Origin of the sequence: Streptomyces sp. P9-2B-2 (assembly GCF_030406865.1) — a bacterium.
Classification (GTDB): domain Bacteria; phylum Actinomycetota; class Actinomycetes; order Streptomycetales; family Streptomycetaceae; genus Streptomyces; species Streptomyces platensis.
The window spans coordinates 8457887-8470518 of sequence record NZ_CP129126.1 but is presented as its reverse complement, the minus strand read 5'-3'; the positions used below and the strand labels follow the sequence as shown (position 1 = coordinate 8470518).

Below are 12632 nucleotides of genomic sequence, written 5' to 3'. Positions count from 1 at the left end.
CCCTGGTGAGTGTCCGTCCCCGGCCGGTCAGCGGCCGGGGGCGGACAACTCGCGGTACCACTTCACCAGGAACGCCACCATGAACAGCAGATGGGCGACGAGCAGGCAGCTGTACAGCACCAGGAACACCTCCCGGCTGCCGAACACCAGAAACAGGGCGCAGAAGACCCCGTAGTCGACCGGAAGCAGGGCGACGGAGCGCAGCGTGGAGGCGGGTGCCGCGGGTGCCGGCCCGCCCGCACCGCTCCGCAGCCGGTCGGCGCGCTTGAGCTGTTCGGTGAGGATGCCACCGAAGAAGACCATCACCGCGGCGAACTGGAAGGCGACGGGTACGAACAGATACCGAGGGTCGGAGAGGCCGAAGTGGCGGTAGAACGAGACGAGTACGGCCATGTGCAGGGCGAGCATCTTCGCGCAGTCGACCACATGGTCCAGCCACTCCCCCGCGGCGCTGCCCGTTCCGGTCAGCCGGGCGAGCTGCCCGTCGGCGGAGTCCAGGGCGAAACCGAGGACCAGCGCCGCGAAAATAGCCACCGCCGCGGCGGGCGAGGGGCGGAGCACCGCAATCATGACCACGCCGGCGAAGGTGAAAACCCCGCTGATGATGGTGACTTGATTGGGTGTCAGTTTGAGGCTGTAGCCCACGGCGGCTAACACCCGGCCGGCCGGCCGGTTCACATAGCGCGAGTACAGGGACACTCCCTTCGCGGATTTCTGGGCCGCAGACAGCTGTCTGATCGCATATCCGAACTGGCTCATGTCCCCCACCTGATGAATGGACCCCCGAAGGAGCAACATCATGGCAGGCAGGACCTCTTCGTCAACCGGTGGCGCCGATCGCCGGACGCTGCTGGCGGGTACGGCCGCGGCGCTGGCGGCCGCCCTCACCGGTTGCGAGCCGGCGGCCCCTGCCTCCCGGCAGACGTCGGACGACGCCAGGGCACCCGTGGTCACCGGCCACAAGCCCAAGGGCAAGGATGTCATCGATGTGGTCGCGGACTTCGGGGCCAAGGGCGACGGACGCACCGACGACAGCCACGCATTCGCCCGTGCGTACTCCTACGCGGCCGGCCGGGTGTGGGACCACATCGGCCGGACCGTGATCGACATACCGGCCGGCACCTACCTCATCCGCAAGCCCCATGCGCTGCTCAACGCCACCGGGGGCAAGCTCAAAGCCAATGGCTTACGGTTCCGCGGCGCCGGCAAACGGATGACGCAGCTGCTCTTCGCGCCGCCCGAGGGTGACACCACCTATCTGTGCCGCAACGAGGACAGCTGGGCGAATGTGATGTTCGAGCAGCTGGGCTTCGTCTCCGCCACCCCCGGCGCGTCGTTCTTCTACTCCTACTCGACCGGTCAGGCACAGGACTACCGCTTCACCGAATGCGAGTGGACCGGCGAGTGGACCTACGGCCTGGCCCTCGACGGCAGCAACACCAACTCGGAGATGCGCTGGGACGCCTGCCGGGTGGGCGGGGCGTACCGCAAGGCGTTCCTGTACTCCGGGCTGTCCGAGAAGTCGGTGAGCCACGGCCAGCAGGACCAGTTCCTCAACTACTGGTTCAACGACATGAAGGTCGAGTACGCCTGGGGCAACTTCCTGGAGTTCCCCTACGGGGGTTCCATCACCTGCCGTGGCGGTTCCTATATCGTCACCGGCCGCCGCCCCGAGGACTCCGGGGATTACGGGCGCACCAGTACCTTCTTCCGTTTCCCGCGCGGTCCGCACCACGACTCCGTGCAGCGCTTCCACGCCGAGGACATCCGCTTCGAGGTGCGCGACCCGGACACCGTCGTGATCGACTGCGCCTGGGACAGCGGCACGGTGCACTTCAACGACTGTGACGACACCGCGAACGCCTTCAAGTCCTTCGCCGAGGAGAGCAGCCCCCACCGCTACCGCATCGGGTCCCAGGGCCCGCTCGTGCGGTACGACTCCTGCCAGCTGTCCGGGCAGCACTCCTACGAGCAGGACGGCGGCGGCGCCGGCCCCCGGGCCCGCTATGACATGTGCCGGTTGCGCAATCACTCCCCGCAGGACTTCATCAAGGGTGCGGGCGACCGGGTGAAGTTCGTCGACTGTCTGGGGTCCTGAACGGGCCGCGGAGGGCGGGAATCCGGGGGTCCGGAAATGCCGCTGACGCCCTGTGCGTCCGGTGCCGTGCCCTCGCCGGCGGTGACCAACGGCACACGTACTGGTCAGTAGTATCGCCGCCGGCCGGGCCTAGAGTGAGGGCCGCAAGGGCGCCGCCGGGCACCGGCGGCGATCCTCCCTCCGAGCCGACCAGGGAGACTGCATGCGTTCCCCGAAGGACTTCTTCCGCCCGCTGGCAGTCGGGGCGCCCACACCGGTACGCGAGGTACCGTTCCGGCCGTCCCGGATGATCCACTTCTTCGACCCGGGCAACGAGAAGATGGCCGCCAAGGTGCCGGCCATCGCGCCCACCGTGGACGTACTGCTCGGCAATCTGGAGGACGCGGTCGCCGCCGACCGCAAGGAAGCCGCCCGGTCGGGTCTGGTGAAGATCGCCAAGGCCACGGACTTCGGCGACACCCAGCTGTGGACCCGGATCAACAGCCTCGACTCCCCGTGGGCGCTGGACGATCTGCTGACGCTGGTCACCGAGATCGGCGACAAGCTCGACGTGATCATGGTGCCCAAGGTCGAGGGCGCCGAGGACATCCACTACGTCGACCGGCTGCTCGCCCAGCTGGAGGCGAAGGCGCAGATCCAGCGGCCGATCCTGGTGCACGCCATCCTGGAGACCGCCACCGGCGTCGCCAACGTCGAGGAGATCGCCGGGGCCAGCCCCCGGATGCAGGGCATCTCGCTCGGCCCCGCCGACCTCGCCGCCAGCCGCCGGATGAAGACCACCCGGGTAGGCGGCGGACACCCCGGCTACCTGGTCCGGGAGGACCCGCACGGCGCCGACGCCGACGCGCCGCGGGCCACCTTCCAGCAGGACCTGTGGCACTACACCCTGGCGCGGATGGTCGACGCCTGTGCGGCGCACGGCATCCTGCCGTTCTACGGGCCGTTCGGCGACATCAAGGACGTCACCGCCTGCGAGGACCAGTTCCGCAACGCCTTCCTGCTGGGCTGCGTCGGCGCCTGGAGCCTGCACCCGGTGCAGATCGCCATCGCCAAGAAGGTCTTCTCCCCCGCACCCGCCGATGTCGCCTGGGCCCGCCGGGTCATCGAGGCGATGGGCGACGGCACCGGCGCGGTGATGATCGACGGCAAGATGCAGGACGACGCCACGTACAAGCAGTGCCAGGTGGTCGCCGAACTCGCCGACGCCCTCGCCGCCCGCGACCCCGAGCTGCGCGACGCCTACGCCGCGGCCGAAAAGGAGTAAGACCCGTGTCCGACGCGATCCTGCGACCGCGCCGCTCCGTGCTCTACATGCCCGGTGCCAATGAACGCGCCCTGGAGAAGGCCAAGTCCCTCCCCGCCGACGCACTGATCCTCGACCTGGAGGACGCCGTCGCCCCTGACGCGAAGGCCGACGCCCGCAAGCGGGTCGCGGCCGCCGCGGCCTCGGGCGAATACGGCTACCGGGAGGTGACGATCCGGGTCAACGGGCCCGGCACCGCCTGGCACGCCGACGACCTCCGGGCCGCCGCCGAGGCCGGTCCGGACGCGGTGGTGGTGCCCAAGGTGGACTCCGCCGACACCGTCCGGGAGGTCGAGCGCGCCCTCGAAGCCGCCGGTGCTCCGGACCGTACGGCCATCTGGGCCATGGTCGAGACCCCGCGCGCGATGCTGGACGCCCGTGCCGTCGCCGCCGCCAGCGAACGCCTCACCGTGCTGGTGATGGGCACCAACGACCTGGCGAAGGAGTTGCACGCCGAGCATGTTCCCGGCCGGGCCCCGCTGCTGACCGGGCTGTCCCTGGCACTGCTGGCGGCGCGTGACACCGGCAAGGCGATCCTGGACGGCGTCTACAACGATGTGAAGAACGCCGAGGGCTTCGAGGCCGAGTGCGTGCAGGGCCGGCAGTTCGGGTTCGACGGAAAGACGCTCATCCATCCGTCGCAGGTCGAACCGTGCAACCGGGCCTTCGCCCCGTCCGCCGACCAGATCGCCCATGCGCGCAAGGTCATTGACGCGTTCGACGAAGCCACCCGCGAAGGGCGCGGTGTGGTCACCGTCGACGGCCGGATGATCGAGAACCTGCATGTCGAGGATGCCCGCCGGATTCTCGCCGTCGCCGAGGCGATCGCCGGGCGTTGAGGAACGCGCGCCCTTCCCGCGGCCGCCGCGGGAAGGGCGGCGCTGTTTCAGGGCCGTCATGGTGAATCCCATAATCGGACAGGGTGAATAAGCGGGACTGGCCGTTGCTCAGGCTTGGTGGTGCGGGGCATCCGGGATAGCAAGATCCCCGGGGACCGACCATGAACGCAGGAGCACACAGTGAAGAATTCGGCACGCGTCAATGTCGTGACGGCAGGAGCCTGCGGTCTGTTCCTGGCCGCGGGTACGCTCTCGCCCACCCTGGCGTGGGCCGCGCCGGCCGGCGGCGACGGGGTCTCGAACAGCAACACCGTCGCCCGCTTCGACGCCAGGTTCCACTGCGCGCACCGGGCCCGCTTCTGCATCAACGGGCCGGTGCTCAGCGGAAATCCGCGGAGATCGCAGAACGTCCATGTCGTGGGGACGGTCAGCAACAGCGGCAGCCCGACCAACACCAACGCGAACACCAATGACGACACGGGCGGCACGACCGGCACGGCGACCAAGTCCGGCAACAACGAGCAGCACATCCACCACCACCGCGAATGAGACGGTGCGGGTGCGCTGAGCCGCTCCGGTCCCGGGCGTTCCGGGGCCGGAGCGGCCGTGCGTACCTCCGTCGGCGCGGATCAGTGGCGGAAGAGGCCGAGTCCGAGGATGCGCTGCACGTTGTTGCTGCTGCCCGACGAAGCGCCCGTGACGGAGTTGGCGGCGTTGGTGGTGCCGTTGGTGTTGTGGAGGTTCCCGCTGTTGTTCGGGTTCCCGTGGTTGATGAAGTTGCCGCTGTTCAGGCTGTTGCCGCTGTGCACCGGCCCGTTCACACAGGCGTGGGGGGACGCCAACACCGGTGACCTGAAGTGGATCTGGCCCAGGCGGTTGTTGCAGACCACCCCGTTGACCGTGCCGTTCAGCGTGCCCACATCGGCGTCCGCCACCGTGGAGAGCAGCGACTCCGGAAGGGTCACCGCCTGGGCCGCCCCGCCGCCGAACAGCACCAGCCCGCACGCCCCGACGACCGTTCCCGCCTGCACAATTCTTCTCACGACGCTCCTCGCCTCTTCAGCCTTCTGATGCCAGACGTATCGTGCTGCCGCGGTCGGCCCACATCGGCGTTCAACCCGCGGGGAGCAAACCCCCGGCGGCCACAATCAGCCGGGTGGCCCACACTCCGCAGGTGACGGCGGTGGCGGGGCCGTCAGGTGACGCTGTGCGGATGACAGGCCGTCGCCGAGCGGGGCGGCCAGGCCTGGGGGGCGAGGATGCCCAGGACATAGGCGCGGGCGACCAGGGCGGGTCTGGTGGGGGCGTCCAGGAGGTCGCGCAGCCGGCTGAGGTGGTAGTCGACGGTCTGCCGGGAGAGGTGCAGGGACGTGGCGATCTCCGCGTTGCTGCAGCCGGCGGCCAGCAGGGACAGGATGCGTACCTGAGTCGCCGTCAGCGGCGGATGCGGCTCATGGGCGACCCCCTGGTGGGTGACGACCGCCCAGACACTGGTGGCGCGGTCCGCGCTGCGGCCCACCGTCGTCAGATGCAGCCGGGCGCGGCGCTGCTGACCGCGGGCGTCCATGAGCACCACGGTCGTCTGGATGCGCCGGCTGCGGCGGGCTATGAGATCGAGCCAGCTGCGGTGCAGCCCCGGTAATTCCGGCGTCGGGCCGAGCACGGTGTGCGCGCGGCGGCCGACGAGGTCGGAGAGCCGGGTGCGCAGCAGTTCGGCGGCCGCGGCGCTGGCCTGCTGGATGCGTCCGCCCGCGGAGATCAGGGCGCACGGCAGACCGCTGTGATCGCGCAGCGCGTGCAGGCTCTCCTCGGCCTCCCGGCGCTGGCGCAGCGCGCGGGTGTAGTCGCTGATGTCGATGTAGATGCCCGCCACGCACCGCTGGCTGCCTTCCCGTACGGGGAAGCGGTGGCCGACCGCCTGGCCGCCGGTGCCGTCGAAGCGGTGGTAGGTGAGGGTGTGCCGGACCGGTTTGCCGCGTTCGAGCACCTCCCGGTCCAGGCTCAGGAACCGGGCGGCGTCGGCCGGGCCGTCGACGTCGGCGACGTCCTTGCCGATGATGTGCTCCGGTGTGGTGCCGTACAGATGGGCGTAGGCGTGGTTCGCCCAGAGGTAGCGCCCGGTCGCGTCCCGGATGAAGGCCGCGGCGGGGGCGAGGTCCGCGAAGGCGTCGTAGCGGCGGGGACCGGCCGTTTGGGGGCCGACTTCCACCGCGAGTCCTCGGGAGCGGCCCTGTCGGGGCACCCCGAGGGGCCAGTTCACATCGAAGACCCGGCCGTCGAACTGCGCCTGCCAATGGCTGATTTCGGGTGCCTCGGCCGGCCCGGCGAGTTCCTTGCGCACGGTGTCGAGGAACCGCTGGGCGGTCACCGTGTCGTCGAAGGCGCCTCCGCCGCTGTCGATCACGCGTAGCTCACGGTCGGCCTCCCACCAGGACACCGGAAGGTGTTCGAGCAGCGATTTCAGACTGGTCTCGTCCACGACGGGCCCCTTAGTGGTGATGAGATCTACGGGTTTCGGACGGCGCGCCATCGCCATGCGTATCCCCCGCCGCGGGCAGGCATGCCCGGTTCTCGGCCGATCTGGCGATATCCGCTCGTTCACAACTGCGGTGCCGCGGGGACGCCATACGGCATCACGGAACCTTCACGACCGAATGACGGTATCCACAACTCTGGCATTTGCCTGAGCGGTTGCGGCCCGAAGAGGGGAACGGTGGGCCGCACGGCTGCTTCGCTAGAGGGAACGGCGTTCGGATCCGGGGGGCCGGGCGTTGCCAGCCGTTCCGATGGTTCCCACGTATGAAAAGGAGTCGGATTCCAGTGAGCAAGGTGCTGTTCGTGTATGCCAAGGGTGGTCCGCCCTTGGGGTACGCCCTGTCACGGGTCGCCGCACGGTCGGCAGTGCACCTGCTGGCGCTCAGCTCGCTCCCTCCCACCGTGGCCGCGTCCGCGGACCGGCTGTGCGCTTCGGTGCTGTGCCCCGCCGAGTCCGAACGGCGCGACCTGGTGTCCCTGATCGTCTCCCGGGCCCAGGCGGTGGGCGCGGACGCGGTCGTCACGTTCTCCGAGTACGCCGTCGTCGCGGTCGCGGAGGCCTGCGAGAAGCTGGGCCTCGCCGGGGCGGGCGGCTGCTGCGCCCTGGCCCGCGACAAACGGATGATGCGGCGCACCTGGCAGGAACGGGGCATATCCCAGCCCCGGTTCCGGCCGGTCGCCACCGCACAGGATCTGCACGAAGCGGCCGCCGCGCTCCGCTTCCCCCTGCTGCTGAAGGCCGCCTGGAGCGCCGGCTCCACCGCCCACCGGACCCTGCGCTCCGCCGAGGACGTACCGGCGGCGTGGGAACGGGCGCGGGAGGTGATGGCCGAATCCGCCCAACTGGGCTATGCCGAGCTGCATGTGGCCGACGCCGGGGCCGACTTCCTTGTCGAGGAGATCGTGCCGGGCACCGCCACCGGGTGGTTCGACCAGGAGGGCTGGGGCGACTACGTCAGTGTCGAAGGCGTCGTCGTGAACGGCGACTTCCGTCCGGTCTGCCTCAGCGGGCGGATGCCGACGGTGGAGCCCTTCACCGAGCGCGCCGGTATCACCCCGGCGGCGCTGCCGGACGACGCCCAGCGGCGCATCGTGACCCTCGCGCGCGAGGCCGTCGACGCGCTGGGCTTGCAGAACTGCGGTACGCACACCGAGATCAAGCTCGGCGCTGACGGGCAGATGTGGGTGATCGAGACCGCCGCCCGCTTCGGCGGGGCGATGACCGTCCCGCAGATCGAGGAGGTCTTCGGCCTGGACCTCATCGGCATGCTCACCGACCATCTGCTGGGGCGTCCGGTCTCCTGGCCCGCCGAGGTGCGCACTCCGCAGGAGGCGCACGGCGCGGCCGGTTCCCTGGTCGTGCTGGCCGTCGACGGCGCCGGTGAGGCCTGGCCGGACCAGCGGGTCTGGGACTTCCCGACGGTGCGGGACGCGGTGCCGCTGAGCGCCGGCAGCCATCTGTCCGTGGTCGCCGAGAACTCGCTCCCGGACGGGGCGCCGGTGCCGGTGTACGACCCGGCCGCGGGCGCCAACACCATGGCGGCGCTGTGCCTGTTGTCCGCCACCGCCCCGGAGACCGTGATCCATGACTTCCGGAACCTGGTGGACGCCCTGCCGCGGGTGCTCCCCACGGCCGGTCCCACCACGGAGGTGCGCGCATGACCACCACCGCCGTTCTGCCCGCCGGTGCCCCCGGCCCGGTCACCGACCGCACCGTCATCGGTGAGAACCTCTCCCTGCCGCTGTTCCGCACGCTCTCGGGGGTGCTGGCCGGTCACCCGTACCTCAAGGTCGTGGTGGACCGGATCGAGAACACCTGGCATCTGCTCGACACCGCCGTCCATCCCTTCCACGTCAACTACATCGCCACCCGCGTCCTCGGCATGGAACTGACGGAGCTGGACTCCTGTCTGGACGCCTTCAACGCCTCGGTCTACATGGACCCCGAGCGCCGCTTCCTGCTGGGTGTGCTCTCGCTGCACACCGATGAGGACGCCGAGGGCCGGGAGCGGCCCTTCCTCGTGCTGGAGACCACCGAGGCCGACACCATGAACGGCCGGCTGCTGGAGGAGTTCTACACCTTCGTCCGGCACCGGGTCGACGGCCGTCTGCCACTGCTGCTGAAGCCGGCGAACCACGGGCAGGAGCACGAACTCGGCGCGATCAGCGACGTACGGGTGCCGCGGATCCTCGGCCATCAGCTGTTCGGCAACCGCACCCGCACCCCGCTCAACCCGGGCGAGGCCGTCGGCCGGCTCCGCTACTTCCGGACCCTTGAGGAGTACACGGCCGAGGCCGACGGGCTCGGCTGGTCCGACATCGTGGCCATGCCGTGTCTGCCGGACGATGTGCCGCGGGTGGCCGGCTTCCTCAACACCTCGCCCGGCACCCCGCTCTCGCACACCAATGTCCTCGCCTCCGGCTGGGGCATCCCCAACGCGATCGTCCGTGACCTGGAGCGGATGGTCGACGCGGAGGTGCTGGACGGCGCCTGGGTCCGCTACCGGGTCGAGGACGACGAGATCACCATCGTCCCGCTGGCCCATGCCCCGACGCTGGACGCCCCGGCCTGGCACCAGCAGCGGATCCGGATGGAACCGCCGCTGCTGGAGGACGTGCCGGCACTGTGGCTGCACCGGCTGCGCCGCGCCGACGGGGACCGGTACGGGACCAAGGCCGCCAACCTCGGCGAGCTCCATCACGTCCTCGACAGCCGCAGCGCCGATCTCACCGCCTTCTACGGGCAGCCCCGGCCGCCGCGCGCCGACCTCTACGGCCATCTCGCGGCCCGCCTCGGCGCCAAGGACACGACACCCGAGGAACTGCGTTCCCTGGCGGCCGACTTCGTGGCCGGGGTCATCGCCGCGCCGGACGGGGTCGCCCTCCCCTTCGCCCTTCAGCACCGCTTTCTGACGTCCTCGCCGGCCGTGCAACAGGGCCTGGGCAAGCTCAAGATGGCGCTCGAACTCGACGCCCTCGACGTGCTGGACGCGCTCTGTTTGCATTTGCAGCAGCTCATCCGGAACACCCCGCTGCCCGAGGACGTGAGCCGCCAGATCACCCAGGCGCTGCCCGGCGGCCCGGCCACCGGCAGGCGTCTGGTGGTGCGGTCCTCCTCCAACGCCGAGGACCTGCCCGGGTTCTCCGCGGCCGGGGTCTACGAGTCGATCACCACGGTCCACGGCGCGGACGAACTCCTCGACGCGGTACGCCAGGTGTGGGCCTCCCTGCTGTCGCCGCGCAGTGTCCGGCTGCGCCACCAGGCGGGCATCTCCCTCGACGACACCTATATGGGCGTGATCATCCAGGAGTATGTGCCCGCTGACCTCGGCGGTGTGCTGGTCACCTGCAATCCGACCAGGCGCGAGGACTTCCGCAACGTCTACCTCAACTGCTCGCCCGGCTCGCCCGAGACGGTCGTCGACGGGACGACGCTGCCGCTCCAGTACCTGTACAACACGGTGGAGGGCGGCGGCCGTACCGTCGCGCTCGGTTCGTCCGGCCAGGATCTGCCCGTCGGCACCCGGGACAAGCTGGCACGGCTGGCGCTGACCGGGCGGCTGCTCCAGTCCCACTTCAGCGACACCGACCTGGACCATCCGCTCGACATCGAGTGGCTGATGACCGATCAGGGGGACTTCCGTCTGGTCCAGATCCGCCCCTACGCGCTGTGATCCGCCGGTTCACCGGCCCGCTGCGCACCCGCCGGTCCCGGCCCGCGGGTGCGCCGCTGCCGCCACGGGCCCGACGGATCATCCGGCTGAACAACGGCTTCCAGCTGCTGTTCAACCTGCTGTGGTGGATGCCGGTCTTCTACGCCTACCAGCGGGAGGCGGGGCTCTCCGACGGGGAGATCTTCGGCATCCAGAGCATCTACTACGTCGCGTTCTGCCTCTTCGAGATCCCGACCGGGATGGTGGCCGACCGGATCGGTGCCCGCAACTGTCTGCGGGCCGGGGCCGTCGTGATGACCGCGGCGAACCTGGCGCCGGTCTTCGCGCCCAGCTATACCGGCTTCCTGGTGCACTTCCTGGCCATCGCCGCGGGCCGCTCGCTGACCTCCGGCGCCGCCAGCGCCTATCTCTACGACGGCCTGGAGGCCGAGGGCGCGGGCGAGCACTATCTGAAGGCCGAGGGGCAGGCGCGGGCACTGGGGCTGGCGGCGAAGGTGCTGTGCTGGCCGCTGGTCGGTCCGCTGATGGCCGTCGCGCACCCCACGCCGTATGTGCTGAGCGCCGCGAGCGCGGCGGGTTCGCTCGTCTGTGCCGTGGTGTTGCCACGGCAGGCGACGGTCCGGAGCAGCGGCCCCGGCCGCGGCAAGGGGACGTCGCGCGGCGGGCCGGTGTTCCTGCGCGATGCCGTCTCCGCGCTGCGCTGGGTGTGGGCCACCCCGTGGCTCGCGCTGCTCATGGTGCAGGGCGTCGCGGTGTTCACGCTCTCCCGTATCTGCCAGGTCAACCTCTTCCAGCCGATCCTGATGGACCACGGCATCCCGGAGAGCTCGCACGGTGGGGTGCTGGCCGCGATGACCGTCGCGGAGGCGGTGGCCTCGGCCCGTCCGCAGTGGCTCGGCAGACGGCTGTCACCGGTGGCCTGGGTGTCGCTGCTCAGTCTGGCGATGGCGGGCACTCTGGCGGGCAGCGCCCTGGGCGGGCCGTGGACCGTGATCGCGCTGCTGTGCGTGTTCGCCGCGGTCACCGGTTTCGCCTATCCGCTCCAGCGCAAGCTGGTGAACGACGCCATCCCGGCGGGGGCGCCGCGGGCCACCCTGCTGTCCGTCGAGAGCATCGTGGACCGGGGGGTATGCGCGCTGGCGGCGGTGGCCGCGGGAGCCTATCTCTCGGCCGGCCGGCTGGACACGCTGCTGTGGCACAGCGCGCTGGCCACCGGTGTGGTGATGGTGGTCCTCCAGCTGGTCCTGCGGCGTGCCCCGGGCCGCCGCAAGGTCGCTCCGGTGGCCGAGCCGGAAACGGAGCTGGTCACCACAGCAGGAAACCCCTGAGCGGCACCGTCATACTGGGGACGTGCGGGGTACCGAAGCCGGGCGTTACGGCGAAGGCCTGTTCCGCCCGGAAGAGACCGGTGAGGCCGACCGTATCGACCTGGGCGCGCTCGCCTATGACGAGGTGAGCACGGCCCGGCTGGCGGCATTGGGCGCCGGGCCCGGGTGGTCCTGCCTGGACGTGGGTGCGGGAACCGGCACCCTCGCGCGCTGGCTGCTGGAGTCGGCGGGTGTCACGGCGGTCCTCGCGGTCGACCGTGACACCCGGTCCCTGGACGCCGGCCGGACTCCGGGGCTGTCGACGCTGACCGCCGACATCACCGCGCCGGACTTCGACCCCGGCCGGTTCCAGCTGGTGCACGCACGGTTCGTGCTGATGCATCTGCGCTCCTGGCGCCGGATGATCACCAAGCTGGCCTCGCTGGTCGCCCCCGGGGGTGTGCTGGTGCTCAGCGACGCGGTGGACCTGACGACCGCCGGGGCACCGGCCACCCCGTACACCACGGTCATGCGGGCGATGTGGCACGGGCTCCGGCAGTCCATCGGCACGGACATCTCCTGGGTGCCCGACTGCCCGTACCTGTTGCGGGAGGAAGGCCTGAGCCGGGTGGCCGCCGAGATCCATGTCCCCCCGTTGGTGCCCGGCAGCCCCCTCAGCCGTTTCTGGGCCGATACCTGGGACCGGGCGCGGGACGCCATGCTGGCGACGGGGCAGGTGGACGCGGCACGGATCGAGCGGGCCGGGCACGAGCTGTCGTCGGACGACTGCGCCGGTCTCTCCCCCGGGATGCTCACCACCTGGGGCTGGCGGACCGAGGAGGCCGTCCGCGACGGGCACCTCTGACGTGCCGTCGT

11 protein-coding genes are annotated in these 12632 nt (G+C 70.6%); 8 read left to right on the top strand and 3 right to left on the bottom strand.

From position 1 onward, the window contains the following. Positions 1-27: 27 nt before the first annotated feature. On the bottom strand, positions 28-759 hold the full coding sequence (locus tag QT196_RS37245) for a CDP-alcohol phosphatidyltransferase family protein (protein WP_168483086.1): 732 nt from the start codon (positions 757-759) through the stop codon (positions 28-30). A gap of 40 nt (positions 760-799) precedes the next feature. On the opposite strand from QT196_RS37245, the gene QT196_RS37240 reads away from it, so the two are divergent. The 4 genes from QT196_RS37240 (at position 800) to QT196_RS37225 (ending at position 4789) form a co-directional block, all read left to right on the top strand. Further along, positions 800-2098 (top strand): glycoside hydrolase family 55 protein, encoded by a 1299-nt coding sequence (locus QT196_RS37240; RefSeq protein WP_248001515.1) that lies wholly within the window; start codon positions 800-802, stop codon positions 2096-2098. Between the two features lie 202 nt (positions 2099-2300). Then, complete coding sequence (locus QT196_RS37235) at positions 2301-3362, top strand: CoA ester lyase (protein ID WP_168483085.1); 1062 nt, start codon at positions 2301-2303, stop codon at positions 3360-3362. 5 nt (positions 3363-3367) lie between these two features. After that, complete coding sequence (locus tag QT196_RS37230; RefSeq protein ID WP_266736895.1) at positions 3368-4240, top strand: CoA ester lyase; 873 nt, start codon at positions 3368-3370, stop codon at positions 4238-4240. A gap of 180 nt (positions 4241-4420) precedes the next feature. Then, positions 4421-4789, top strand: a complete 369-nt coding sequence (locus tag QT196_RS37225; RefSeq protein ID WP_168483083.1) for a hypothetical protein — start codon at positions 4421-4423, stop codon at positions 4787-4789. An 80-nt stretch (positions 4790-4869) separates the two neighbouring features. Here QT196_RS37225 and QT196_RS37220 read toward each other — a convergent pair whose 3' ends face one another. Both QT196_RS37220 and QT196_RS37215 read right to left on the bottom strand, forming a co-directional pair. Continuing rightward, entirely contained in the window at positions 4870-5271 is a 402-nt protein-coding gene (locus QT196_RS37220) for a hypothetical protein (RefSeq protein WP_168484260.1), read from the bottom strand. 164 nt (positions 5272-5435) lie between these two features. After that, positions 5436-6719, bottom strand: coding sequence for a PAS domain-containing protein (locus QT196_RS37215; RefSeq protein WP_168483082.1), 1284 nt, complete (start codon positions 6717-6719; stop codon positions 5436-5438). A 341-nt stretch (positions 6720-7060) separates the two neighbouring features. On the opposite strand from QT196_RS37215, the gene QT196_RS37210 reads away from it, so the two are divergent. Genes QT196_RS37210 through QT196_RS37195 form a run of 4 tightly spaced genes read left to right on the top strand, consistent with a single transcriptional unit; the run spans position 7061 to position 12621 of the window. Then, the gene (locus tag QT196_RS37210; protein ID WP_168483081.1) at positions 7061-8437 is read left to right on the top strand and encodes an ATP-grasp domain-containing protein; all 1377 of its coding nucleotides are present in this window, start codon (positions 7061-7063) and stop codon (positions 8435-8437) included. Then, entirely contained in the window at positions 8434-10449 is a 2016-nt protein-coding gene (locus QT196_RS37205; protein ID WP_168483080.1) for a PEP/pyruvate-binding domain-containing protein, read from the top strand. The genes QT196_RS37210 and QT196_RS37205 overlap by 4 nt, the downstream gene beginning before the upstream one ends. Further along, positions 10446-11777 (top strand): MFS transporter, encoded by a 1332-nt coding sequence (locus tag QT196_RS37200; RefSeq protein ID WP_266736890.1) that lies wholly within the window; start codon positions 10446-10448, stop codon positions 11775-11777. The genes QT196_RS37205 and QT196_RS37200 overlap by 4 nt, the downstream gene beginning before the upstream one ends. Before the next feature lie 22 nt (positions 11778-11799). Then, positions 11800-12621 (top strand): class I SAM-dependent methyltransferase, encoded by an 822-nt coding sequence (locus QT196_RS37195; RefSeq protein WP_290356509.1) that lies wholly within the window; start codon positions 11800-11802, stop codon positions 12619-12621. Positions 12622-12632 lie beyond the last annotated feature (11 nt).